The 24,669-nt window shown below is 41.3% G+C and carries 20 protein-coding genes and 1 tRNA gene; 9 read left to right on the forward strand and 12 right to left on the reverse strand.

Translation table 11 applies throughout. From position 1 onward, the window contains the following. Positions 1–30 precede the first annotated feature (30 nt). The 3 genes from AC1HJP_RS14465 (at position 31) to AC1HJP_RS14475 (ending at position 3,125) form a co-directional block, all read left to right on the forward strand. The gene (locus AC1HJP_RS14465; RefSeq protein WP_480362445.1) at positions 31–1,368 is read left to right on the forward strand and encodes an NAD(P)/FAD-dependent oxidoreductase; all 1,338 of its coding nucleotides are present in this window, start codon (positions 31–33) and stop codon (positions 1,366–1,368) included. 127 nt (positions 1,369–1,495) lie between these two features. Beyond that, positions 1,496–2,578 (forward strand): YHYH protein, encoded by a 1,083-nt coding sequence (locus tag AC1HJP_RS14470; protein ID WP_480362460.1) that lies wholly within the window; start codon positions 1,496–1,498, stop codon positions 2,576–2,578. Between the two features lie 16 nt (positions 2,579–2,594). Next, positions 2,595–3,125 carry a hypothetical protein gene (locus AC1HJP_RS14475; RefSeq protein ID WP_480362446.1) on the forward strand — a complete coding sequence of 177 codons (531 nt, stop codon included), beginning with the start codon at positions 2,595–2,597 and terminating at the stop codon, positions 3,123–3,125. A 23-nt stretch (positions 3,126–3,148) separates the two neighbouring features. Here the strand turns inward: AC1HJP_RS14475 and AC1HJP_RS14480 are convergent, their stop codons facing one another. The 3 genes from AC1HJP_RS14480 to AC1HJP_RS14490 form a co-directional block, all read right to left on the reverse strand. After that, positions 3,149–5,512, reverse strand: a complete 2,364-nt coding sequence (locus AC1HJP_RS14480) for an EAL domain-containing protein (RefSeq protein WP_480362447.1) — start codon at positions 5,510–5,512, stop codon at positions 3,149–3,151. After that, positions 5,502–6,386 carry an ABC transporter substrate-binding protein gene (locus tag AC1HJP_RS14485; protein WP_480362448.1) on the reverse strand — a complete coding sequence of 295 codons (885 nt, stop codon included), beginning with the start codon at positions 6,384–6,386 and terminating at the stop codon, positions 5,502–5,504. The genes AC1HJP_RS14480 and AC1HJP_RS14485 overlap by 11 nt, the downstream gene beginning before the upstream one ends. A 192-nt stretch (positions 6,387–6,578) precedes the next feature. Further along, complete coding sequence (locus tag AC1HJP_RS14490) at positions 6,579–7,385, reverse strand: NPP1 family protein (RefSeq protein WP_480362449.1); 807 nt, start codon at positions 7,383–7,385, stop codon at positions 6,579–6,581. Positions 7,386–7,641: 256 nt separating this feature from the next. Here AC1HJP_RS14490 and AC1HJP_RS14495 point away from each other — a divergent pair, with 256 nt between their 5' ends. Continuing rightward, entirely contained in the window at positions 7,642–8,817 is a 1,176-nt protein-coding gene (locus AC1HJP_RS14495; protein ID WP_480362450.1) for a DUF3103 family protein, read from the forward strand. Between the two features lie 149 nt (positions 8,818–8,966). Here the strand turns inward: AC1HJP_RS14495 and AC1HJP_RS14500 are convergent, their stop codons facing one another. From AC1HJP_RS14500 to AC1HJP_RS14515, 4 genes are all read right to left on the reverse strand, one after another. Continuing rightward, on the reverse strand, positions 8,967–9,512 hold the full coding sequence (locus tag AC1HJP_RS14500) for a hypothetical protein (RefSeq protein ID WP_480362451.1): 546 nt from the start codon (positions 9,510–9,512) through the stop codon (positions 8,967–8,969). Between the two features lie 205 nt (positions 9,513–9,717). Further along, complete coding sequence (locus AC1HJP_RS14505) at positions 9,718–10,038, reverse strand: YdbL family probable chaperone protein (protein WP_480362452.1); 321 nt, start codon at positions 10,036–10,038, stop codon at positions 9,718–9,720. A 10-nt stretch (positions 10,039–10,048) separates the two neighbouring features. Then, complete coding sequence (locus AC1HJP_RS14510; protein ID WP_058029035.1) at positions 10,049–10,228, reverse strand: YnbE family lipoprotein; 180 nt, start codon at positions 10,226–10,228, stop codon at positions 10,049–10,051. Positions 10,229–10,237: 9 nt separating this feature from the next. After that, the gene (locus AC1HJP_RS14515) at positions 10,238–12,799 is read right to left on the reverse strand and encodes an intermembrane phospholipid transport YdbH family protein (protein WP_480362453.1); all 2,562 of its coding nucleotides are present in this window, start codon (positions 12,797–12,799) and stop codon (positions 10,238–10,240) included. A gap of 203 nt (positions 12,800–13,002) precedes the next feature. Between AC1HJP_RS14515 and AC1HJP_RS14520 the strand changes: the two genes are divergently transcribed. Further along, entirely contained in the window at positions 13,003–13,431 is a 429-nt protein-coding gene (locus tag AC1HJP_RS14520; RefSeq protein ID WP_480362454.1) for a hypothetical protein, read from the forward strand. A 174-nt stretch (positions 13,432–13,605) separates the two neighbouring features. After that, positions 13,606–14,559, forward strand: a complete 954-nt coding sequence (locus AC1HJP_RS14525) for a hypothetical protein (RefSeq protein ID WP_480362455.1) — start codon at positions 13,606–13,608, stop codon at positions 14,557–14,559. A gap of 442 nt (positions 14,560–15,001) precedes the next feature. Here the strand turns inward: AC1HJP_RS14525 and purL are convergent, their stop codons facing one another. After that, a complete protein-coding gene (gene purL, locus AC1HJP_RS14530) occupies positions 15,002–18,886 on the reverse strand; it encodes a phosphoribosylformylglycinamidine synthase (protein ID WP_480362456.1) in 3,885 nt (1,294 codons plus the stop codon). 225 nt (positions 18,887–19,111) lie between these two features. Between purL and mltF the strand changes: the two genes are divergently transcribed. Next, on the forward strand, positions 19,112–20,488 hold the full coding sequence (mltF, locus tag AC1HJP_RS14535; protein WP_480362457.1) for a membrane-bound lytic murein transglycosylase MltF: 1,377 nt from the start codon (positions 19,112–19,114) through the stop codon (positions 20,486–20,488). Between the two features lie 153 nt (positions 20,489–20,641). Continuing rightward, positions 20,642–20,821: a hypothetical protein gene (locus tag AC1HJP_RS14540; protein WP_390447269.1), complete on the forward strand. Its 180-nt coding sequence runs from the start codon at positions 20,642–20,644 to the stop codon at positions 20,819–20,821. Here the strand turns inward: AC1HJP_RS14540 and tadA are convergent. After that, entirely contained in the window at positions 20,809–21,318 is a 510-nt protein-coding gene (gene tadA, locus AC1HJP_RS14545) for a tRNA adenosine(34) deaminase TadA (protein WP_138483573.1), read from the reverse strand. The two genes, AC1HJP_RS14540 and tadA, sit on opposite strands and share 13 nt — an antisense overlap. A gap of 155 nt (positions 21,319–21,473) precedes the next feature. On the opposite strand from tadA, the gene AC1HJP_RS14550 reads away from it, so the two are divergent. Continuing rightward, on the forward strand, positions 21,474–22,778 hold the full coding sequence (locus AC1HJP_RS14550; RefSeq protein WP_480362458.1) for an inosine/guanosine kinase: 1,305 nt from the start codon (positions 21,474–21,476) through the stop codon (positions 22,776–22,778). Between the two features lie 93 nt (positions 22,779–22,871). Here the strand turns inward: AC1HJP_RS14550 and glsB are convergent, their stop codons facing one another. The 3 genes from glsB to AC1HJP_RS14565 all read right to left on the reverse strand — a co-directional run bounded on the left by glsB (position 22,872) and on the right by AC1HJP_RS14565 (position 24,668). Next, entirely contained in the window at positions 22,872–23,780 is a 909-nt protein-coding gene (glsB, locus tag AC1HJP_RS14555) for a glutaminase B (protein WP_480362459.1), read from the reverse strand. 230 nt (positions 23,781–24,010) lie between these two features. Further along, positions 24,011–24,370, reverse strand: coding sequence for a ribosome hibernation-promoting factor, HPF/YfiA family (gene hpf, locus AC1HJP_RS14560; protein WP_138483567.1), 360 nt, complete (start codon positions 24,368–24,370; stop codon positions 24,011–24,013). 222 nt (positions 24,371–24,592) lie between these two features. Further along, positions 24,593–24,668, reverse strand: a tRNA-Phe gene (locus AC1HJP_RS14565). Between the last annotated feature and the right edge of the window lies 1 nt (position 24,669).

Below are 24,669 nucleotides of genomic sequence, written 5' to 3' on the forward strand. Positions count from 1 at the left end.
GTGCTTTTATTCTTCAAATAACAATAAATCATGAGCAAATATTACGACCCTATTAGTGCACAGCACTGCCAAAACCAAGCCTTTGCACCAAGTTATTGGGCAAGTACCCAAGCATTGCCTGACCTACTACCTGCTATTACATCTGATACAAATTGTGATGTCGTCATTATTGGCGGCGGTTTTAGTGGTTTGCTCACCGCCTATTATTTAGCAACTGAGCATCAACAAGAGTGTATCGTGCTTGAAGCTAATCAAGTCGGTTTTGGTGCCAGCGCACGAAATGCAGGTTTTGTGCTTAAAGGCTCAGGCCGTTTGAGTTACCCACAAATGGCAAATAAATGGGGCATGGATGTTTGCCAAGGGATTTATGGCGAATTTACAGAAGCGGTGCAACGAGTAGAAGATCTGATTCAAAGCCAACAGTTCAAGTGTGACCCGCAACCAAAGGGCTATCTAAAAATAGCGCATAATCAACAGGCCTTTGCAGGTCTTAAGGCGCAAGCTGAGTTTTTACAAAAACACCTTTCGAGTGATGCTGAGTTTTTGTCTACTGATGAATTAAAAGCCAACTATATGCACAACCAACAAGCCTATGGTGCGATGCGTTTACCCGATGGCTTTGGTATTCATCCACTTAAGCTTGTGCTGGGTTATAAAAAAATGGCCATGGAGGCTGGCGTTAAAATATATGAGCATACACTGGCAAGCGATATTAATGACACAGGTAGCCATATTACCCTTAAAGCCAATGGCTTTAATATCAAAGCTAAGAAATTGGTGATCTCAGGGAATGCCTATAACAGTAAGGTGACTTCGCCAGTTATTAATAATCGTTATCTACCTATCCTCAGTAGCATAATGGTAACCAAGCCACTCACTCAAGCCCAGCTCGAAAGCTCAGGGCTAAAAACCCACCAAGTGACGATGGATACTAGAACGCTGAAATATTATTACCGTTTATTGCCCGATAATCGCTTGTTGTTTGGCGGCCGTGGCGCAATTTTTGCCAAAGACCAAAATAAGCCAACCTATTTAAATAATCTAAAGAAAGGCCTGGCTGATTGCTTCCCAACCCTCAGTAATATCAGTCACGACTATTATTGGCATGGTTATATTGCGGCTGCGCTCGATGATATGCCTCACGTCACTGTGCAAGGCAATATTGGCTATACGCTTGGGTATTGTGGTGCGGGCGTCTCTTTTAGTGCACAAGCTGCTTACCGACTAGCGCAACAAATCGCGGGAGTCACAGTACCAAATTTACCTTTATATCGAACACCACTGCCTTATTTGCCATTTCCTAGCCTCAGACGAGTTGGCCAATGGGGGTACTATCAATACGCACAGTTGAAAGATAAGCTTGGTTGAGCATGTTAACCCGAGTGTCAGTCTATGGCTTTGCAAAAGGCTGACACTTTGTGCACATTTACTGCACAATTAAAACCTACAGTTAATTCATAATCGAAACGACACTTTACCTATAGGAGTGATTGTGATGAAACTGACCAATCTCATAACACCTAAGTATCTCCTTCTATTCGCAACCACTTTTACACTATTTGGTTGCGGTAGTTCTGACAGCAATAATGACGAGATCATAGCTGATAATTCATCTGCCAATACTACCTTAAATAATGGCAATGCTAGCAGCGACTCGACAGAGAGCAGTTCAAATAGTTCATCAAACTCTGGTAACAATGCATCTTCAGATAACGATACAGACGCAGATAATGGTACTGCATCTATAAATGGTTCTACTGACGGTGTGCTATGTGATTACTATTACAATGAATACAATGATTCAGCTTCTGTCCAAGCCACCAGCAACGCTCAGTGGTCATGTGATGGCAGTAATCGAACACTCATTGCCAATGGTCTACCAGAGCACGCTACGGGGCAATTCCCCAATGCCAATAACCCCAATGAAATCAGCGAGCAAAACGTTTCTATAGCCTATACGCTCACTCCCAATGAAAGCACAACAGCAAGTACTTTAGGTGGCCCTCGAGGTGCGACTGGCTATGTTTTAAATGGCGTAAAGATTGACGCCAATACTGCTGGCACCTGTGATGATTCGGGTAATAACTGTAGTCTAATTGGCAATGAGGGGAATTGGCATATCGAAGCGCTGGGACAAACCAGTTTCAACTTCGGCACCGACGACAATAACGCCCATGTGCAACCAGGTGGTACCTATCATTATCATGGTATGCCGGAAGGATTTATAACGCTCAGAGGTGGCAATAATACAACTATGACTTTAATTGGCTGGGCGGCTGACGGCTTTCCTATCTACGCACGATATGGTTATAGCGAAGCTGGCAATGCTAATTCGCCAATAAAAGTAATCGCAGGCAGCTATCAGTTGATTGAAAATATCAGCGCCAGTCGCCCATCTGTTGAAGTGTATCCACTGGGCACTTTTGCCGAAGACTGGCAATATGTAGCAGGGTCTGGAGATTTAGACGAATGCAATGGCCGCTTTGGTGTAACGCCTGAATTCCCTGAAGGTATTTATCATTACTACGCCACCGATTCTTACCCGTATTTCCAACGCTGTGTTAAAGGCATACTTTAGTTAAGGAGCGCGAGCCATGAATAGAACAAATCATTTAAGCACCATGGTCTTTTTTACTTGGCTTTTAAGTCTTATTTTCAGTACGGCTAGCCATGCACATTTAATGGCACCGCATAAAGGTACGCTTAATTTTGATGAGACTGGGGGCTATTTAGTACTGTCTTTACCTTCCTCTGCATTCTTAAAGTTTGATGAAAATAACGATAATCAATTAACAATGAAAGAAATAAAAACGCGACAACAAGCGATCATTTCACTCATCACCAAATCGATTTATTTAACAGAAAAAAATAAGAAAACGTATTTGAGTGGCGCACTATTAGCGCCGCAGAAAAGCCATACAAAGGGACAAAAGCATGTAGAGCAAATAGTCGTAATTGGTAAGTTCTTATCACCATTATCAAATAGCACAACATTGAATGCGTCTTTATTTGGCGATACAGAAAAAAGCAAAGAGTTAACAGTCATGGCTTCAAATAAGAGTAGTAATCTGAAGCATATATTTAAGCTAAATGAACAACAAGCCAGCCAACGATTATTTCATTGAAGTGTAAGGAAGCGATAGCTTCTTTACACTGATTTATTTGACCTCTTCATCAAAACTTCAAAATCTTTTAACTTCATAGGTTTTGATAACAAATAGCCTTGAATTGCATCACACTTCGCATTTTTTAGATAATCTAGCTGCTCTTGTGTTTCAACACCTTCTGCTGTTGTAACCACCTTTAATGATTTCGCCAATGAAATAATATTTTCTAGAATTGCCTGCCCTTTTACCGACTTCATACCTAAACGAATAAAGCTTTGATCTATTTTTAAATGCTTAATGGGCAGCGATAACACGGTTTCTAAATTTGCATGCCCAGTACCATAGTCATCAATGGCCACTGAAATACCCGCCTTCTCTAAACGCATCATATTAATGGCTGTTTTTTTATAATCTTTTATCAAACCATACTCGGTGACTTCTACTTCAAGCATATGTGGTGGAATATCAAACTCCCCAACATGCTCAAAGATAACTGCGATGGTTTCTTGCTCAAACAAATGCCTTGCCGATAGATTGATTGAGATTGGCAAGGCTTCTAACCCCATATCAAGCCATTGACGGATCTGCTTACATACAGTTCTGATCACATACCTGTCTAACTGAGGCATCATGCCTTTTTTCTCTGCCAAGGTGATAAACACCCCAGGGGAAATCACCTCTCCTTCACACTGCCATCTTATAAGTGCCTCGGCTGCACAAGGCTTTAACGTTTTTGTATCGAATTTTGGTTGGTAATCGAAGTATAGGTCTTGTTCTTCTATCGCTTTTTCAAGCGCTTGCTTGAGCCAAGCCTGATATTTCAGCTCTTCCAAAAAGTCCACATCAATCTTAACGACAGAGCCATAACTTCTATTATCTAGATCCCGTAAAGCCAAATCACATTGACCAAGTAAATCACTGAGACTTTCACTACTTAAAAGCTTGGCAGTACAACGAACAAATTTTAGCTTCACATAAAAGTCATCTAATTCGACTTCTTTTTTGTTTAGCTTATGAAACTGCTTACTCTCTTCTTTAAGTGAGCTTTGATGAAGCACGATAAACCGGCTAGAGCGCACTCGCGCAGCTATCATGCCCTGTAGAGGAAGCTCTGTTAACGCGTTAGCAAAAGCACAAATATACTGGTCGCCGACTTTTGGACCGTAAACATCATTTAAATCTTGCAGCCCTTCAAGCTCAATCACTGATAGTTGCATAGGTAATTTAAGCGCTTTTAATTGATGAATAACGCCATTTAAATTCTGGAGCTCAGTTAATGAATCAAAATACGCGAGCTTTTTTATCGATTGCTCATATCTTGCAACATCACTAAAGTCTCTGACAAAGGCAATATATCGCTGCTGTTCATTGACTCTATATTGAGAAATAACAATTTCGACTGGGAAAGCTTCGCCATTTTTTTTTACTGCTGCCACGTTTCGGATCGTGTTAAGCACTTGCTCCATGTGTTTCTTACCGGAGTGATTCATCATGCTTTGGCTGTGTTTGCGCTGATATTGTGTCGGTATTAATACAATGACATTACTACCCAATAGTTCAGCCTCATGACTATAACCAAACATGGTAACTGCGGTTTTATTAACATGGGTGATCATGCCTTGCGCATCTGTTTCTACAATGGCATCCGTTACCAGGCCATTCACCAATTCGGAAAATTGTGCCTGCGCATTTAAGTAGCTTTGCAAGTATTCATTTAATGCAAAAGAGTCGTTTAAAGTACATTGCAGTGGGAAGAAGTCACTTTGCTTATTTTCGGTAACCCTAGCGCTATGCGCCCCATCATTAAATTGCGTAATGACTCGCTGGATCTCAAAGATGGTCCTTTTGAGCTCTTGCCTTTTAACTTTTAAATATAGAAAAAAGAAAAATAAAAATAGACTGATTAATATCACTGACAAGTAGAATACTTGTCGTTGCAACTGCTCAAGCTTGTTGCTGATGTCACGTTTAAGATAAAGATAATGACTCGCTTTATTGGAACCCAATTCATAAATAGGTTGAACCAGCTGTAACCAGTTCTCGTTCACATCTAATCGCGTATCTGAGGAGACAAAATTAAAGATATTTGCATCTATTTCCAGTAATGGCTTGCCCTCATCAGCAATTTGATTCGATGCCACCACAACTTTATTCGCGGTGACTAGAATTACTCTTTCGACATCTCTTAGTTCGCTTTTTAAAGTAAGCCAGTTCTTGCTTTGCTCAATGTCATTATGACTAAAGTTGTAAGCAAGTACCTCTGCACTAAAACTTAAACGAGCCAAATTATCTTCAGCAATGCTATCAACTAGGCGCTGTTTAATAACCAATTGATAGGCCAGAAATATACAACTCATTACAGCTATAATAATGAGTACGACAGATATCAGCAGTTTACTTTTCATTTCTTACCATATCTAAAATTACCGAACTGATTAAATCATCACAGTCACAATCTTCTGTGGTTATATGCTCTTCTTTCAATACCGAAGAAAATCTCCTTACCAGCTGCTTTTGAGCCTCAACTTGAGCATACCAATCAATAACTTTATCTAGTGCAAATAAATGTAACTGTTGATAGGACGAGTAAAACTGCGCTTCTGGTAAGTTAAGTCTATTATTTAAAGAATGAAAGTAAGGCGTAATATTGTGATTTATTGCTGCCACTGTTTTTGAGTTAGCGGCTAAAAAAGCGCTCAAGACAGCTTGCTGATTAGCATTAAAGTCATGCCGATTAACAATTAAAACATCAATGATTTCACCCGGGATCTGGGTGCTATCAAACAGGTTTGCAGCGCCCGCAGCTAGCAACTTACTTTTTACGGGATCAAAGGTGAGAACAGCATCTACTTGCTCTTCAATCACAGCAGAATAATGGCGGTTTACTTCTAAATTAACAATTTCAAAGTCTGATTTTTTTAATTGGTTTATTTCTAAAAATCGTTTTAAAAAGTAGGCCCCTAGCGCTGAGGTTTCTACACCGATTTTCTTTCCTTTAAGCTCTAAAATAGAGTCATAGTGCAGTGACATTAACGCATCAGCACCAAATGACTCATCAATAACCCAAACTACTTGGATATCGTAACCTAAGGTTTTAATTTTTACCGCTTCATCAAGTGTCACGGCAGCGACATCAATCGAGTTATTTATTATCCCGTTAAGTACCTGAGAAGCGTTCCTGTACTCTACAAACTTTATCTGTGTTTGAAATTCTGGATATTTCTTTTGAGTAACATATAAAGGCTCATAGCCAGGCCAAGTATTGGTTCCTATCCTCAATGGTGTTTGGGCTTGCTCAGTACAGCCCAATAGAAATATGCAAAAAAGTATAAGTAAGACTCTGAAATACATAGGTTCATACACAAACAAAACTGATGTATTTAAGTGTAGATGGTATTTCTAAAAGTGATATGAATCTTATTATTAGAGGTAGATTTTCACGAGAAGCACAAGCTTCTCGCAATGCATCCTTTACTGAGCGTTTAAAGCATCCTGTTCAATAAACTCTGGGTAACCTGGTGGTTTAAAGCGATTTATATTATAAACAAACCGGCTATCTTTGACTGGTAGAGTGGCAGAGCCATAATCATACTGGTTAAGCTTTTCACGTAAGCCATGGTTATCGATGCCATCACCCTGCATTTCGTACCAACTGATAATTGAAGGGGTTACAAAGCGGTTATAGGCCGTTTCAGCAATTTCATTGCTTTTGGCAAAGCGCAGCGCATGAGTCAAAATGCCATCCTTGTGATAAACAATTTTTAAATGGCCATTTTCCATAGGTAGTTCAGATACAGGCTTAGTAAATAAATCTCCATGCGCACTGTAACTACCGTGCGTCACTAATCCATCTTTGGTCCATACAGCTGCATATTCCCAATCATGACGATGCCCTCCTCCAAAATATGAAAATACCTGATCTTTTTTAAAATAAAGTGCATAGAAATGCGCGCAATACTGCCCACTTGGGGTATCTTTGCACGCATAACGGTGTACGGTATTAGAGGTATTAAGAAACCAAGTATCTCGGCAGTTTCCGCCTAAACTGCCTGATGTTTTCAACCCGGCATTTTGCTGCCCGGTACGGCTTATACCTGCGCTCGGCAAGCAACCATCACCATCAAAATCGAAGATAGGTTCTGTACCATTGATAACGTACGAAGCGGGCAATGCTTCATCTAAAGCGGCAAAGTCATTCGCCATAAGGTTGGTCGAACTTAACGCATAAGTCACAATGAGGCTTATACTGTGTAACAGAAGTGTCTTTGGTGTTGTCATATTGATTATCCTTAAAAAACCCAAAATAAAAATACAACAATTTTGTTACATTTAAAATTTATTTTCCTAACTCAGAAATCGCCATAAAAACCCTACTCTTATTAAGAACTCCATCTAACCCCTTATTCCTAAAACAGCACAATGTAAAATAAATGTTATAAATAAATTGACGATGTAAAGTTGTTACTCTATTTTATCGTTACACCTCGATGGGTGTTGTGAACAACATAGACACGGATTATTTCAAGGAAATCTTATGAATCACTTAATTAAATCAGCCTTAATGGGCTCGTTATTGGCAAGCTTTTCCAGCTTTTCAGCAGACCTCGTTAAAACCACAAATGCGCTCTCTCCGCATCCTGAACTCGACATGATTGACCAGTTCAACAGTAGTGCAATGCAAGTTACTGATATAAAACGCGTACTGGCAAGCAATGTCGCTAGAGACTTAAAATCACAAAATAAGCATTGGTTAAACATGCTTAATGAAAACCACACTGCTAAGTTAAGCAAACTGCATTTAACCCAAAACAATCAGCAGTTGATGCAAAGCGCCAACGCTCGTACGCGTTCTCTAAAAGGCTTAGAACAAGAAAGCACTAACCTTTACCAACTTAGACTTGCCTCTGAAAAGATGCTTGAGCAATGGCAAGACGGTCAACAACCCCTTATTGCGTTTGCACCTAAAGGCGATGACAAAGATTGGATATACATTGAAGCATTTGACGCTCAAGGTAATGTGCATCTTCTAGATGCGCATACTATGCCCTCTCAACCTGTTCTGATCTTAGAATTAGACGGCCAGCAAGTTAAAAAAGAAGGCCTTGCTGTTATGCAGTCTATTTTTGAGCAAGCACGCAATCAGCCTGCAGCGGAATTTATGGCACAGCAAACAATGCAAGCGTCATCTATCTCTACATCAAAGCTTGATAGAATTCGTCTAAATGATGATGAAGAGCCTTGGATCTCTGGTAAAGCAGAAGTCTATGCGGTAGTGACAGGTGTGAGCCCATCTCGTGATGAGCCAATCTTAGACATCGTCGATATGCCCTACCTAGATCATGATGGCACTGACTATACGCCAAACCAAATTCTGATCCATTGGGAGCGTTACCGCTGGCAGGCTGCTGATGTCTTGTTGATGGAGCAAGATGACAATACTAACTATCAAGACTTGGCGACGACGTTTTTAGATATTGTGACTCAGGTGATGCGCGCAATACCAGATCCGAATGTACAAGGCTATGCGATTATTCCGCAATTAACTAACCAGTTAATTAAAGCCATGCCAAGTCACTGGTTTAGTAATGATGATGATTACCTAGATGTGTTCTACACACTATTTGAGGGTCAAACCTACAGTAATCATATGGGCGCCAGCAATAACGCAAGAATCACCTTAACACCGCTGACAATCAACCCGAGAAATTAAAGTTCAAAAAAAGGTTTGAAAACATAACCTTGAAAACATAACTTTGAAAACATAAGTTTTAAAACTAGCAACTAGACTCCCTGCTCTAACTGTAAAAGGCCTTAATTTAATGTGTAAGGCCTTTTCTTATTGTGCAAATACCTTGTTATTTAGCCATGTTGATAGCACCTATATGGCTTCGCTGTCTTACGATTAATAATTTGTACTTGATCGTGTTCTAAGCCTTCGAGACTGGGTTTTATTTCACGTTCAAAACGCATTGAAGCCGCTTCAATTCTTCTCGCTTCTTTTTCAATTGCACGAATATCGGATTCGTGATGTCTCACTATTTGCTCTATTTTGCGTGCTAGCTGCTTTTGCTCTCGTAACTTCTGCTTATCTATTTTTAGCACATTGTCATCTTCATAGGTCACCGCATCAGCCAGCTCTTCTAGCTGCTCTTGATACACTTCTAGCTCTTCATCCATATCACGAACGGGCTTTTCTAGCCGTGTCATTGTGTCTTCGATATTTTGCAGTGCCTGATAGGCAGAAATCTGTGATTTAGACATAGGCATATCTTTTACTTTTTCACAGTCTTTAAATACTTGGATGCGGTAATCTGAGTCTGCTTGCTTTTCTGGTGCAGCATTGGCAGCAACACATGCTGTTAAAACTGCGCTGCTTAATAAGGTTATGAGGGCTTGAATTTTCATGGCAGTCACCTTTCTTATTGATGTCATTGTTAATCAGTGTTTGAAAGGTTAGTCGCAGTGGTTTTGAAAAAAGTTTGAATAAATAAAATTTAAGCAATAAAAAAGCACAGGGCGAGTATTTTATTTGCTCACTGTGCTTTTAGCTTTTAGCTTTTAGCTTTTAGCTTTAGCTTTAGCTTTAGCTTTAGCTTTAGCTTTCAAAATATTACTTCTTAACCCACTTGCCATTTACTTTTACAAAATGGCCTTTCGCCGTTTTTTGCAATGCTTTTTTGCCCGCTTGTTGTTCGACCTGCGCCAAGGTAATGCCATGCTTTTTGGCTAACTGCTCATACTTTGCTTTACGCTTGGCATTGATTGAATCAGCTAAACTTTTTGCATCAGCACTGTTTTTCACAACACCTAAATAACCCGATGCAGTTTCACCTACCAGCCCTTGAGATTTAGCCGCAGTTAAATCTAATGCGAAAGCTGAAAAGGCAAAACTTAAGGCTAAAACTGGCAATAAAAATACACTCTTTTTCATAACATTCTCCTTAGAATAACTCACTGTCATCGCTAAATAAGTCATCTAGCTCTTTATCTACTTTCACGCGGATCTCATGATCTACTTTTACATTCAAATTAATGGTGATTGGTTCTTTGGTTTCTACTTGTACCTTGTGCGTGCATCCCATAAGCACTAAGGCACTGAATAAAGCCGCTATCCACTTCATGGTGTTCCCCTATTGAGTTAAAGCTTTCTCTACTTGTTGACTAATTTCATCATTCAATCGCAACGCCTTAAATAAGGTGTAAATATTTTCATGATGCGTGTAATTAAAGTTCACTGGCTGTGCTTGGCTTTTATTTTCACCTTTAATATTCACACCCAATGTTAACCAGCCATCTTCTGTTAATGCCACATCACTGCGCAGCGTATCTATATCTAAATTATCCAGTAAACCAATCACCGTCTTCAGTTGCGGCTGTTGAGCTTTGAGTGCATTCACAGATGCATTTTCTGACACACTCAACATGCCTGCGCCTAAATTGTAGAGCTTACCTTCAATGATGCTCACTTTGCCATCGCGCACTTCAATTGGCAACTCGCCCGATACACGCCCTGTTAACTCAACGCCGGCTTCACGACCCGCTTTAGCTAAAATTGCCAAATCTAAGTTTTCAGCTTTTGCTTCAATGCGTTGTGGCGCTTGTGTGAGTTGGACCTTATCCGCTGTAAGTAAACCATCAAACGCCTCTGCCGTAATAGCACTCAACCACGCCTGATTATCTTGAGCCTGAAGATCTGCGGTAATGTTTGTTAGCACAGCACCTGAACGAAACTCGTCAATTGTCACTGTAGTTTTTGGAATATTAATCACACCTGAATTAACCTGCCCGGTAATTTTGCCTGATGCATTACTTATATAATGCGTATCAAACAAGGCTGATACACCAAATTGCACATCAAAATTAACATTCTGTGACACTAAATCACCACTTGCTACAACACTGGAGCTACCCGTTTCTATTTTTAATTTAGGCGCTACTTCCTCCAAAACTGGCTGTAAACCTGTGAGATCTTGTTCAATCATGACCAGTTGAAAAGGCTGCGCTTTATTCGTTAATTCATGGCGAAATGATAGGTTCATGTCGAGCACATCAATATCATGCTCAAAGCGCATACCTTCACTAAAATTAATTTGAGAAGTGATATTCATATCTTCTACGAGCAGTTCTGGAGTTGCAATCGCATCAAGGTGTGTCGTCAGCGCGAGCACACTGGTATTCATAAAATCTTGCATACTGCCTTTTAAGTTCAAGCTTTGTTGTATACCTTGAATTTGATTTTCTGCTTGTTTGATGCCTTTTAATTGCCAATCAGCATCAAATTGAATCGCATCATCGATGAGCTTTGATTGCCACTTTGCTTTGAGGTCTCGCCCCTGTACCAAAGGATGATTGAACGACACAAGCGATAGCTCTCCATCTGCTATCGCATTTATATGCTCTGAAAGTTCACCCTCTACATCAAGATTAAGTGTTAACTTGGGCAGTTTAAGTGCTTGCCCTTGCCCGTCGATAAATTCTACTTTTAGAAGCTCAAGCTGGTTACTTGTTTTAAATGATATGTCGCCGCCAAGCCTACCTTTCACATCAAGCTTTGAATCAAACTTGATATTCGCTTGTTCTATAGGTGAGTTATCGATAAAAAATGCAGGCATATTAGGTTGAATTAAACTAACAGATATTTGGCTTTGAAACGCTTCACCACTGATACCAATAGGCCCATCTAGCTGTAATGTGCCAATTAATGCTGTTTGATGCTTTAAACTAAACTGAGACTTAAAATCCTGGGTAAGCAATTCAGCCTCTACATTATCTAATTGAATCTGGGTTAGCGCACCATTTGAAAGTATGACTTGATCTGTCGACAAGACATTATTACGTAAAGACAACACGCTAGGTAATTGCAAAGTAACCTGCTCGGCCATTAAGTCAGCAGCTTGAACACCCTGTGGCAAGTGTGTTTGCAATACCTCAATGCATGCTAAGGCCTTTACCGTGTTGGTAAGCTGGCTCAAATCAGCAACTGCCGCTCGATTTAACAAATCGACTTCACCGCTAATATTACCGAATGAATTTGCTGACACCGCGCACTCTGGTAAGTAGTGCTCTGCCAGTACTTCAATCTCACCATTAAATTTCAGCTGTTGACCGTCAAATGCTGCGTTCATCGAACCTTCTAACAGTTTGACTTGCTCAGGCTTAAAAGCTTGTATTGCGTTACTTGCTAATGAAACTTGGTTTAGCGTTAGCTTATTTTTAAATATGCTTACTTGACCAATGAGATCACCATTGACTTCAAAGCGATTGAGGCTTGGTTCATTAAGGCTCATTGATACAGGCTTTATTAATGGAGTGCCTGACAGACTAATTTTTTTGACATTTAGCAGTGGACGCTCGTCAGGTAATACAAGATTAAGAGGTTTAAATTGAGGTGTTTCAGCGCTTGTCTCTTTTGCTGGCTTTAGCGCAATATTCAACTCTGCTAAAACAATATTTGACGGGTTAATGTCTGCTTTTATTAATTCAATAGACGCAGTAGAGTGTTCAATGCATACCCTTTCAACCCTGATAGAACGCAACCCGGTAAGCGACCAATCTATACAACTGAGCTCTACATCGGCATCAACCAAATAGGGCGAAGCCACTTTGGCAACCAATGTATTTCTAAATCCATAAAGACAAATTAGGGCTGTGAATAAAAACACACCGACCCAAAGCAATCCCTTCTTAAACATAGCACCCTGACTAATAAGAATTAAACCCCGTTATTTTACCTATTTTTGTGATGTTTGTATCAGCAAAAATGTAATCATATGTAGGTGATATTAAAAACGCTCATTTTACATTATTTCACTGAATTGATGTGCCTAAGTCATATACATAATAGTAAAACTCATTTACGATTTTCGTAACTTAATAATAAAAAGGATTACCTAACATGATCAAAAAAGTGCTTTTAGCTTCAGCGCTATTGTTGCCTAGCTTTGTAAATGCTGATGAAAATAAAGTATCGGCTGGGGTTGGCTTTCAATATGGCGGGGCACTCGGCGTAAAATATGCTGTGAATACGGGCGAAAATAGCCGTTTATTTGCTGCTGTTGGACTCATTGGTGGCGCCATAGGTTATGAATATGCACTGAGTGAAAAGAATGCAATAAGCTTGGCACTTGGCTCTGAAGTAATGATCAGTGAAAAGGGCTTTGTCATGCTTGAGTACAATCATTATTTCCAAGGTCGCGACAATACTGGCTGGCGTGTTGGTGGCGGTATTGGTATTACCCGAGAAGATTTAGGAGGCGCATATGGCGCATACGGAGAAACCGATACAAAAGGAAACATTAGCGTAAATATTGGTTATCAGTTTTAACTTCCATCTTGTGAAAGACCCCTTAAGTCTTTCACGCTTTTTAAAATTAACTGCAGCACTATTTACAATTTACACTTTGGCTAAGTGAGTTCCCCCCGACTTTACCTCAAAACACATGACCCGCTTATAAAACTTCAATAGAATAAGTAAAATCAGCAAGTTAAGGAGAGAGTTATGGCTATTTCAGATCAGGATAAAGAAAGACAAGCAACCGCAGAGAAAGCTATTTTTAAGCAACGGTTTCTTTTGCTAGAGCATATTCTGTCTCACCCAAAAACCATAGTTCCAACAGAAAAAATATTTCATGATGGCAAAGAGAATGAAATATCTGAATTCATAAAAGAAAACTTAGAATCTAGTCACGACTATGATACTGATTTGCATAACTTCTTAACCAAATTTGATAGTTATAAGCAGTTTAAAGTTACTTCATATGAAGATGAAAAAGTAAGACAAGTTGCAGCACTAGCATGGTTAGTAATTCAACTTGAAAAACGGTCGCTCATTAGAATATTAAACCAAAGGTCATATGACAATAACAAACTAAAAGGTAAGCTATTTCTCCATAACATCGAAATTACAGATGAAGGCCTCAAATATTATAACCACAATCAAGGGATTGAAATTGCGAACGCTAATTTAGCTACAGCAAAGAAAGCATTTTTGATTGCAGCCTGTGCTGCTTTCGCAAGCGCGGTAGCAGCATTTATATCTGTAAAGACTTACATAGATAGTGATAAAGACAAGAAAATTACAAGTTTAAAAAAACAAATTGAAACTTATAAAACAAAAAAAACTATTCAACAAAGCCCCGCTATACAGCAATTACAAACCAGCACCCAAGCTTTGCTCGAAGCTCAGAAAACCAATCTCAACGCGTTAAGCCTACAACAACAAGCACAAAGTAAAACGCAAACGATAAATGCAAAAGCCTTACAGCAATTAATCACTGAACAACAAAGGCAAAATGAGATTTTAGAAGCGGCACTTTTACAAATAAGCCAAAATAATGAGCAGCAGATAAAAGCACAAGAAGCACTGATAAAAAACCTGCTTAAACCCGATGTGATAGAAGTAAAATCACCTGACGTAGTTGTAGAGCCAAGTATTGATCCTAACTTGAAATAAACTTACCCCAAGTGTTACTTATTTTTGATTTTCAACGTTGAATGAGCTGGTACTCACTGACACTAAAGAGAGCGATAATTAAAAATGACGCGGCATAAAGCCGCTGCTACCGTTCCAAACCTTCGGTAGCACCGACTTTATGTCGGGTTGAACTCAATTAAACACAAAAAAGGCCACCGAAGTGACCTTTCAATTAATCAAGTTGAGGCTGTGCAGACTAATTCGTCCTGAAGCTGCGGCCCGGTGCGTTACGCAGTAATCGTCATCGCAGACTGACGTAAAACACCCTGCGAAACTTCGATGACTTCAGGCATCCTGCCTTTCGCCCTTCGGGCCAGCTTCGCTGTTCAAAAATATTCCCGATATTTTTGTCGGTCTTAATTTTCACATACAAAAAAGGCCGCTTACGCGACCTTTTCTAATGAACTACATATTCACTCAATTAACCCACGTTTTTACGTGCGTTGCGGAACATGCGCATCCACGGGCTGTCTTCTTTCCACTCATCAGGGTGCCAAGAGTTAGCTACTGCACGGAATACACGCTCTGGGTGTGGCATCATGACTGTTGCACGACCATCAAGTGATGTAATACCTGTAATACCTTCTGGTGAACCATTCGGGTTGTTCGGGTATTGCGTTGTAGGCTTACCAAAGTTATCAACGTACTGAACGGCTACTGTGCCAGACTCAAGTGCTGCTTTAACTGCTGCGTCGTTTGCAAACTCAGCATGACCTTCACCGTGAGATACTGCGATAGGCATACGAGAGCCAGCCATACCTTGGAAGAATACTGACGGGCTTTCTTGTACTTCAACAAGGCTGAAACGTGCTTCAAAACGCTCTGACTTGTTGGTTACAAAACGTGGCCAGTGCTCAGTACCTGGGATAAGCTCTTTCAGAGTTGATAACATCTGACAGCCGTTACATACACCTAAGCTGAACGTGTCTTGACGCTCAAAGAATGTTTGGAACTGATCGCGTGCCATGTCATTGAATAGAATTGACTTAGCCCAACCTTCACCGGCACCTAGTACGTCACCGTAAGAGAAACCACCACATGCTACAAGGCCTTTGAACTCTTCTAGCGTTAGGCGACCTTCAAGGATGTCACTCATGTGTACGTCTACCGCTGCAAAGCCAGCACGGTTAAACGCCGCTGCCATTTCAACGTGTGAGTTAACACCTTGCTCACGAAGGATAGCCATCTTAGGCTTAGCACCTGTAGCAATGTAAGGTGCTGCTACGTCTTCGTTTAGATCGAAGCTTAGTTTTACGTTAAGACCTGGATCTTTTTCGTCAAATTTCGCATCAAATTCTTGCTTAGCACACTCAGGGTTATCACGAAGTGCTTGCATCTTATAAGTTGTTTCAGCCCAAATAGTACGTAGCTCAGTACGTGTATTTGCAAGGACTGCTTCACCGCCACGGTTGAAGATTACTTTGTCTTCCGTGTTTAGTGCACCAATAGTATGGCTGATTGCTGCAAGACCGTTATCAGCTAACACAGCTTCAACGGCTGCAAGGTCGTCATTGCGAACCTGAATCACTGCACCTAGCTCTTCGTTATAAAGCGCTTCGATGTCAGAGCCTGTCAGGCTATCAAGATTTACAGTCACACCAGTGCGACCTGCGAATGCCATTTCAGCAACGGTTGTGAATAAACCACCATCTGAACGGTCATGGTAAGCAAGTAGCTTCTCGTCAGCTACAAGTGCTTGCATCGCGTTGTAGAAGCCTTTTAATAGCTCTGGGCTATCAACGTCAGGCGTCTTGTCACCAAGCTGCTTATAAACCTGTGCAAGGCTTGATGCACCCATGCGGTTTTGACCTGCACCTAAATCAACTAGGATTAGGCTTGAGTCTCCTTTATCAGTGCGAAGCTGAGGTGTTACTGTTTTGCGAATGTCTTCTACACGACCAAATGCAGTGATTACTAGAGAAAGAGGTGCTGTAACCGCCTTATCTTCACCGTCGTCTTGCCATGTTGTCTTCATCGACATTGAGTCTTTACCAACTGGGATAGTCAGACCAAGTGCTGGACATAACTCTTCACCCACAGCCTTAACTGCTTCGTAAAGACCCGCGTCTTCACCAGGGTGACCTGCTGCTGCCATCCAGTTTGCAGATAGCTTGATGTTCTCAAGGCCACCAATGTTTGCACCAGCAATGTTAGTTAGCGCTTCTGCTACTGCTAAACGTGCTGATGCGCCGTAGTTTAGAAGTGCTGCAGGTGTGCGTTCACCCATTGACATGGCTTCACCGTGGTAAGTATCAAACGCAGCTGCTGTTACAGCACAGTTTGCTACAGGTACCTGCCAAGGGCCAACCATTTGGTCACGTGCCACAAGACCTGTCACAGTACGGTCACCAATGGTGATAAGGAATGTTTTCTCAGCGATAGTCGGTAGGCGAAGTAAACGCTTAGCCGCTTCTTCTACATCGATGCTATCTGTTTTAAGTGCTTCACCAGATACCTGCTTTGACTCAACGTCACGGTGCATCTTAGGTGCTTTACCAAGTAGTACTTCAAGCGGAAGATCTACAGGGTTGTTATCGAAGTGGCTATCCGCAACTGTTAGGTGGCGTTCTTCTGTTGCCTCGCCAATTACAGCGTACTGTGCGCGCTCACGCTTACAGATTTCTTCAAAACGTGCGAAGTCTTCTGCCGCAACTGCCAATACATAACGTTCTTGTGATTCGTTACACCAGATCTCGTGTGGTGCCATGCCCGGCTCATCGTTCGGGATGTTACGTAGTTGGAATTTACCACCACGGCCACCGTCGTCTACAAGCTCAGGGAATGCGTTTGAAAGACCACCCGCACCCACATCGTGAATAAACGCGATTGGGTTTTCGTCGCCTAGCTGCCAACATTTGTCGATAACTTCCTGACAGCGACGTTCCATTTCTGGGTTTTCACGCTGTACAGAAGCAAAGTCTAAGTCTTCGTTTGACTGACCAGATGCCATTGATGATGCCGCACCACCACCAAGACCAATGTTCATTGCAGGACCACCTAGGGCTACTAGCTTAGCACCTACTGGAATTTCACCTTTTTGAACGTGCTCAGTACGAATGTTACCTAGACCACCTGCAAGCATAATTGGCTTGTGGTAACCACGTACCTCTTCACCGTTATGGCTGTTAACTTTTTCTTCGTAAGTACGGAAGTAACCAAGTAGGTTAGGACGACCAAATTCGTTGTTGAACGCCGCGCCACCTAGCGGGCCATCGATCATGATGTCTAATGCATCAACAATACGACCAGGTTTACCGAAGTTTGTTTCCCACGGCTGTTCAAAACCAGGGATACGAAGGTTAGATACAGTAAAACCAACTAGGCCTGCTTTTGGCTTAGAACCACGACCTGTTGCACCTTCGTCACGAATTTCACCACCAGAACCAGTCGATGCGCCAGAGAATGGTGCAATTGCCGTTGGGTGGTTGTGAGTTTCAACCTTCATCAAGATTTCAATGTTCTCTTGATTGTAGCTGTACTCACCTTCTTTATTAGGGAAGAAACGACCCGCTTTAGAACCCTTCATTACCGCTGCATTATCTTTATAAGCAGACAGTACATTTTCTGGGTGCGTTTCGAATGTATTTTTGATCATTTTGAACAGCGACTTAGGCTGCTCTTCACCGTCGATTGTCCAATCGGCGTTGAAAATTTTGTGACGACAGTGCTCAGAGTTCGCCTGTGCGAACATGAATAGCTCGATGTCGTTCGGGTTACGACCTAGTTTAGTAAAGTTTTCTACTAGGTAGTCAATTTCATCATCTGCTAGTGCGAAACCTTGCTCAACGTTTGCTGTTGCAAGTGCCTCACGGCCACCACCAAGAATGTCTACTGATGACATTGGGCGCGGCTCTTCTACGCGGAATAGCTGACCTGCATCTTCAAGACTGTTGTGAACAGACTCAGTCATACGATCGTGTACTAGCTTAGCAACGTCATTTAGCTGCTCTGCGCTTAGCTCACCCTCAACATAGTAAGCAATACCACGCTCAACACGGTGAACCTTATCTAGGCCACAGTTGTTAGCGATGTCAGTTGCTTTTGATGCCCACGGAGAAATGGTACCAATACGTGGTGTTACTAAAATAAGTGCACCTTGAGGCTCGTGTTCGGCGATAGTTGGGCCGTACTTAAGTAGTTTATTTAGCTTGTCTAATTCCGAGTCGCTCAGCTCTGCAGTTAAGTCTGCAAAATGCATAAACTCAGCATAAATACCAGTTACTGGTAAATTCGCGTCAGAGCAGGTTTTAAGGATTTTTTGAACTTTGAAATCAGAAAGTGCTGGCGCACCACGTAAAATCAACATAGGTTATTTCATCCGGGGGTTAAGGATTGAACGATATTTAGGGCCGCTATTATAGTCGAATTCATGGCTAGTTTTAACTGTAAAATTATAAAACTGCCAAAAATCGTATTAGGTTCTTTATTATAGTAAAAAAACACCTTTACTTCAGAGTGTTAGATTTCTCATTTTGCATCTACTCAGAACTTTGATAGTTTAGTTTTATTAATAACCTCGCGCTTTGTCTTCATGCAGTTAAAACCATTGCTTACACTCATCATTTTTATGTGGGTTTTAGTCGGATGTGATAAACCGCCTATGACACAGCTTGAGCGCGTGCAACAAAAGCGCGAATTAAAGGTGGGCACGCTAGCAGGACCTGCCAATTTTTATCAGGCACAGCAAGGCGAGCAAGGCTTTGAATATGAGTTAACACAAGCATTTGCAAACTCACTTAACGTCAAACTTAATATCGTGCCGTTTTACAGCCTACCTGAACTTTTTCAACGTTTGGACAATGGTGATTTAGATTTTATTGCCGCCGGACTCAGTTACCACCCGCAACGTGGCGAGCATTATCGCTTTGGTCCAAGTTACCGGGCCATTAGCCAAAAGCTAGTTTATAAACAGGGGCCAAGACGACCAAGAAACTTTGAACAAGTCGATGCACCTATTACTGTATTAGCAGGCTCAAACCACTTAATTAGCTTACAAGAAGCGAAAAAAACCTATCCCAATATTGAAATACATGTTGTTGAAGATGTGGATGAAGAAGAACTACTACAAAACATCATTGACGAAAAAATTAGCTACACAATTGCTGATTCTCATTCTCTTGCCCTTTTTCGCCGCTACCATCCAGAAGTCAGTATTGCCTTTTCGGTCACAAAACAAGATTCGATCAGTTGGATAATGCGTAAAGATCCCGATGATTCGCTATACGCACTTCTGATGCCTTTTTTTGACAAAGTAAATCAAAACGGAAAATTAGCAGAGCTTGAAGAGAAGTACTTTGGCCATGTAGAAACATTTAACTATGTAAATACCCTCGCCTTTGTAGAAGCCACGAAAGAAGTACTCCCCAAGTACCAAGCATGGTTTGAAAAATACTCAGAACAAAACAAACTAGACTGGCGATTACTTGCCGCATTGAGCTACCAAGAATCCATGTGGAAACCGCGAGCAAAATCACCCACAGGAGTGCGTGGCATCATGATGCTCACGCAACCAACGGCAAAACAAGTCGGTGTAAAAAACCGTCTTAAACCCGAGCAAAATATTAGAGGGGGAGCTCTTTACTTAAGTAAACTGATCAAACGTGTTCCCAAGTCCGTACAACACCCTGACAATGTTTGGTTTGCGATGGCGTCTTACAATGTGGGCTGGGGGCATGTGAATGACGCACGTAAAATTACAAAGCAACAAGGTGGCGATCCAAGCCGCTGGGCAGATGTGAAAAAACGACTACCACTGTTGGTTAAAAAGCGCTACTATCGAAAAACACGATATGGATATGCACGTGGGGATGTGGCAGTTCAATACGTTGATAACATCCGCCGATATTATGATGCACTGGTTTGGTTAGATGAAAACGGTGCGCTCAATTCAGAAAACGGACAAAAGTGACGCTTTCGGTCGCGTTGTCACAAATTTGCAATCATTCCCTGTAATTCTGCCAATCGTAGTATCAATCAATTTTCTTAAATAACGAGTTATATTGTTTGATATATGTACCAAAGATATTGGTATGGTTTAATCTCTCACAATTAGGAGGTGTCGATGCTTAACAGACGTCGTACTCACCAATTTAAACGAAACACTTCTCATACATCACCAAATCGTAGACGTGTTTTGACTAAAAATTCGCACAAGAAGGTGCTTAATCGAAGAAAAGCGTTCGCCATCATGCAAATGGATGAAATGGCAGAAAAAAATGAAGCAGCAGCTCAGCCTTCTTGAGCTGCTTGTTTTGCCAACCTTTTCGCTTCTTTAATTTCTTTTCTGCGGCGACGAAAAAAAGCCGATAATTTTTCTGCACACTGATCAGCCATCACACCCGAAGTCACCTCTAACTGATGATTTAACTTAGGCTCTCTAACGATATTCATGATGGAACCCGCAGAACCCGTTTTTGCATCAGCTGCGCCATATACTAAGCGCTTAATACGGCTATGAACAAGTAAACCAGCGCACATAGGACAAGGTTCAAGGGTGACATATAAAGTGCAATCAATCAGGCGATAATTCTCGATTTTCTTACCGGCTTCTCGCACTGCCATCATCTCAGCATGGGCTGATGGATCATGGTTACAAATTGACTGATTCCAACCCGCGCCTACGAGCTCACCATCTTTCACTAACACGGCCCCAACAGGAATTTCATTCTGTTGCTCAGCTTTATCAGCATATTCTAGGGCCTTTTGCATCCAGTATTGATCTTGCTCGATTTCTGTCATTAGTGTCTGTTACTGCTACTATTTAGAAAGTTTAAGCGCAAATATACCACATTTAATTGCAATATTTGTCGATTTGGCATGGCTCAAGCTCCCGCATTTAGGCTATAATTCGCCGCTTTTTTTATTTCTTGAGCTACAACACACACGGGTAACACATGAAATTTCCGGGACGCCGCAGGCATAAACATTATTTTCCGGTGGAAGATAAAGACCCACTACTAGACCAGATCAGTAGTGAAGATGGGCTTAAGCGCAGTTACATTTGCGGCATTGACCAAATCGTTGTCGATATCGAAGCCAAAGTTGATCAAGCATTTCTTGATGAATTTGGCCTGCAACGAGGTATGTCACAAGTCATCGAAAGTGAGGTGACAAACGCGTTATATGACCGTCTTAAACGCGAAAATATGATCGATTATGAATTTGCAGGTGGCACTATAGGTAATACCATGCACAATTACTCGGTGTTAGCCGACGATCGCTCAGTACTGCTTGGTGTAATGAGTGAAAACATAAAGATTGGTAGCTACGCATACAAGTTTTTATGTAATACCTCTAGCCGAGTCGATCTGGATTATTTGCAACCAGTTGACGGCCCTATTGGTCGCTGCTTCACATTAATTGACGATACAGGGGAGCGCACATTTGCGATCAGCCCTGGCTTAATGAATCACTTAAAGCCTGAGTCAATTCCAGAGCAACTTATTGCAAATGCTTCAGCACTGGTAATTAGCGCCTACCTAATGCGCACATCTGGTGATGAGACGATGACAGAGGCAACACTTCAAGCAGTTAAATACGCGAATGAAGCCAACGTTCCGGTTGTTTTGTCACTCGGTACCAAGTTTTTAATCGAGCAAGATCCTAAGTGGTGGGCTGAGTTTGTCGAAAAACATGTCGATATCTTAGCGATGAACGAAGAAGAAGGTGAGGCAATCACAGGCTTCAGCGATCCGCTATTGGCTGCTGACAAAGCGCTTGATTGGGTTGACCTTGTTATTTGTACTGCTGGTCCTAAAGGCCTCGTTATGGCAGGTTACGTTGATGATGAATTCAAACGTGAAACAGAATACCCGCTACTGCCTGGTGCAATCGCTGAATTCAACCAATATGAATTTTCGCGATCTATGCGCAAAGATGCATGTGTTAACCCGATTAAAGTTTACGCACATACAGCGCCTTATATGGGTGGTCCTGATTCAATTAAAAATACCAATGGTGCGGGCGACTGTGCGTTAGCTGCGGTATTACATGACTTATCAGCCAACGAATACCATAAAATGAATGTGCCAAATTCAGCAAAGCACGAACACACAGCGGTTACTTACTCATCATTAGCTCAGATCAGTAAGTATGCAAATCGTGCAAGCTATGAAGTTTTAGTACAGCACTCTCCTCGTTTATCGAGAGGTTTACCAGAACGTGAAGATTCATTAGAACAAGCGTATTGGGAACAATAAGCAGATTTGTACTAAAACAAATTAAACTTATAAAGCCGACAAATCAGTCGGCTTTATTGTATTTATGCTTACGTATTAATTATTAAGTAAGTTTTAATGGTTAATATGCTCAGCTAGATATTCTAATGCGGCTATTCCCGCGACCGAGTTACCATAACTGTCTAAACCTGGAGACCACACAGCAGCTGTAAACTGCCCCGGTAACACGGCAATAATAGTACCTGAGACGCCTGACTTCCCCGGCATACCAACGCGATAAGCAAAGTCGCCGGCTGCGTCATAAAGACCACTGGTAAATAATAAAGAATTGAGTTGTTTAGTTTGCTTTGCCGATAACACTTGCTCACCACTTTGCAAACAAACCCCTTTATTACTCAAATAAGAAAACGTCTTAGCAAGCTCAATCACATTCACCTCTATGGCACAGTAATTAAAGTAACTCCAAAGCACTTTTTCGACGTCATTATCAAAGTTCCCGAAAGACTTCATTAAATAAGCCATAGCAGCATTGCGATACCTATGCTGATATTCAGAGTTCGCCACAGTGCGATTTATCACAACATTATTGTTACCCGACTGAGCTCTAAACTTCTCTAGTACAGCATGAATAGGTGCGCTCAAACGAGAGTAAAGTGCGTCTGCTGTAACGATAGCACCTGCATTAATAAAAGGGTTTCTTGGTTTACCTTGCTCGAACTCAAGCTGAGTCAATGAGTTAAAAGCAGTTCCAGATGGTTCTTTACCAACACGCTGCCACAACTCATCCCCATAGCGCTGTAATGCCATGGTTAAGGTGAGTGCCTTTGACACTGATTGCACTGTAAATTTATTACTGACATCTCCAGCCGAGTATACTTTGCCATCAGAGGTTTGCAGCGCAATAGCAAACTGACCTTTCTTCTGCTCGGCCAACGCAGGAATATAGGTCGCAACTTCTCCCTGGTGAGAGAATGGCTCAACATGCTGGCATGTTTTTTCTAATAAAGTTTGATAATCAAGCACTAAATAAAGACCATTATTTTTTTCACAATATAGCCGATGTTAAACCACCAAAACACCAGTCGATATTCGTAACTAACAATATTAATTCAATACAAAAATCTAAACTCTCAAGCAACTCTCTTAAATAATACCAATCCGCTTAACTAAGTGGTCTATTTTGAGAAAAGGTATTAGTCATAAACGAAACAAGCCCGATAAATCGGGCTTGTTTCGTTGTATTTGCAATAAACTTATTGGCTTAAGTTCATCTCTTGAATAATTTCGTGGGCGATAGGTGGTGTAGTGCTCACTGGTTTTTCGTGCCTATCTGCTTTTAACTGACCCTTTCTATGCTTTAGGGCGGCATCTAATTTTTTAGCTGCTGCTGATATAGCTTTGTACATAACATCACCATCTCCTTTTACTGCTACGCGTGCGCCTTCATAGTTGGTGCTAATCTCAGTGTAAAACTGGTTGTGCTCTTTACTAATAATAATATCTAAGGCGATCAATGAAGGAAAGTGGGTTGCAACTTTGGCAAACTTTTCTTGGACATGCTGTTTTACGGCGTCGGTTACATCTACGTGATGACCAGAAAGATTTATTTTCATAGGGTATCCTTTTTTTGTTTACCTCAACTACAGTATTGAGGGCAAAATTGGATTTCACAAGCAAAAAAATAGAAATTTTATTTTAATGAGAATGTCACTTGATTCAGATCAGCGCCACATTGCAAGTGCCTAAAAAGAAAACACCTTTCTATGGTTTTGAGTTGACTGAGGTTTATTTTGCTAGAAATGAAAAAACCTCGCTATTGCGAGGCTTTTCAATGATGGTGCCCAGAGGCGGAATCGAACCACCGACACGAGGATTTTCAATCCTCTGCTCTACCGACTGAGCTATCTGGGCA

The sequence above is a fragment of the Pseudoalteromonas sp. NFXS53 genome, from assembly GCF_056629255.1.

Coding starts and splice junctions, on each gene's coding strand:
- AC1HJP_RS14465 (WP_480362445.1), top strand. CDS start 31: ATGAGCAAATATTACGACCCTATTAGTGCACAGCACTGCCAAAACCAA.
- AC1HJP_RS14470 (WP_480362460.1), top strand. CDS start 1,496: ATGAAACTGACCAATCTCATAACACCTAAGTATCTCCTTCTATTCGCA.
- AC1HJP_RS14475 (WP_480362446.1), top strand. CDS start 2,595: ATGAATAGAACAAATCATTTAAGCACCATGGTCTTTTTTACTTGGCTT.
- AC1HJP_RS14480 (WP_480362447.1), bottom strand. CDS start 5,512: ATGAAAAGTAAACTGCTGATATCTGTCGTACTCATTATTATAGCTGTA.
- AC1HJP_RS14490 (WP_480362449.1), bottom strand. CDS start 7,385: ATGACAACACCAAAGACACTTCTGTTACACAGTATAAGCCTCATTGTG.
- AC1HJP_RS14495 (WP_480362450.1), top strand. CDS start 7,642: ATGAATCACTTAATTAAATCAGCCTTAATGGGCTCGTTATTGGCAAGC.
- AC1HJP_RS14500 (WP_480362451.1), bottom strand. CDS start 9,512: ATGAAAATTCAAGCCCTCATAACCTTATTAAGCAGCGCAGTTTTAACA.
- AC1HJP_RS14505 (WP_480362452.1), bottom strand. CDS start 10,038: ATGAAAAAGAGTGTATTTTTATTGCCAGTTTTAGCCTTAAGTTTTGCC.
- AC1HJP_RS14510 (WP_058029035.1), bottom strand. CDS start 10,228: ATGAAGTGGATAGCGGCTTTATTCAGTGCCTTAGTGCTTATGGGATGC.
- AC1HJP_RS14515 (WP_480362453.1), bottom strand. CDS start 12,799: ATGTTTAAGAAGGGATTGCTTTGGGTCGGTGTGTTTTTATTCACAGCC.
- AC1HJP_RS14520 (WP_480362454.1), top strand. CDS start 13,003: ATGATCAAAAAAGTGCTTTTAGCTTCAGCGCTATTGTTGCCTAGCTTT.
- AC1HJP_RS14525 (WP_480362455.1), top strand. CDS start 13,606: ATGGCTATTTCAGATCAGGATAAAGAAAGACAAGCAACCGCAGAGAAA.
- purL (WP_480362456.1), bottom strand. CDS start 18,886: ATGTTGATTTTACGTGGTGCGCCAGCACTTTCTGATTTCAAAGTTCAA.
- mltF (WP_480362457.1), top strand. CDS start 19,112: ATGCAGTTAAAACCATTGCTTACACTCATCATTTTTATGTGGGTTTTA.
- AC1HJP_RS14540 (WP_390447269.1), top strand. CDS start 20,642: ATGCTTAACAGACGTCGTACTCACCAATTTAAACGAAACACTTCTCAT.
- tadA (WP_138483573.1), bottom strand. CDS start 21,318: ATGACAGAAATCGAGCAAGATCAATACTGGATGCAAAAGGCCCTAGAA.
- AC1HJP_RS14550 (WP_480362458.1), top strand. CDS start 21,474: ATGAAATTTCCGGGACGCCGCAGGCATAAACATTATTTTCCGGTGGAA.
- hpf (WP_138483567.1), bottom strand. CDS start 24,370: ATGAAAATAAATCTTTCTGGTCATCACGTAGATGTAACCGACGCCGTA.